Source organism: Streptomyces spiralis (genome assembly GCF_014654675.1).
Classification (GTDB): domain Bacteria; phylum Actinomycetota; class Actinomycetes; order Streptomycetales; family Streptomycetaceae; genus Streptomyces; species Streptomyces spiralis.
The window spans coordinates 1-546 of the sequence record NZ_BNBC01000170.1 but is presented as its reverse complement, the minus strand read 5'-3'; the positions used below and the strand labels follow the sequence as shown (position 1 = coordinate 546).

General features: G+C 70.9%; 1 pseudogene. It reads right to left on the bottom strand.

The annotated features are described in order from the left end of the window. Positions 1 to 331, bottom strand: a pseudogene (locus IE318_RS44575) (sulfate ABC transporter substrate-binding protein); the annotation flags it as partial. Between the last annotated feature and the right edge of the window lie 215 nt (positions 332 to 546).

Sequence of the window (546 nt, the reverse complement as noted above, 5' to 3'; positions counted from 1 at the left end):
GGCCGATCCAGCCGATGTCGATGGAGCCGGAGTTGAGGGCTTCGATCTCGGACGGGCCGGCGTTGAAGACCTGGTACTTGGCCTTCGTGGCCCCGAGCGCCTTCTGGAAGAAGCCCTGCTGGTGGCCGACGAGCGCGGTCGCGTGGGTGAGGTTGCCGAAGTAGCCGATCGTGACGGAGTCCAGGCCGTCGATTTTCTCCGCCCCGGGAGCGATCTTCGCCGTGCCCCGGTCCTTCGCCTGGGACCCGTAGCCGCAGCCGGCGAGGAGCAGCAGGAGCAGAGCGGCGGCCAGGGCCGCGAGGGTGCGGCGCACGGCGGTGGTGTCAGGCACGGGAGGGGTTCCTCTCGTCGGTCGGCCCGGCGGTCACGGTCATCGGACGCGGTCCATGCTCAGAAGTCCCAGCCGTGGTCGTCGGGGGCGTTGTCGGCCGGTTCGGGTGCGGCGAAGGAGGCGCCGACCATGCCGGCGGTCAGCGTGGTGCCGTCGGAGGGGTCGATCAGGATGAACGAGCCGGTGCGGCGGGAGTCGGCGTAGGAGTCGACCGG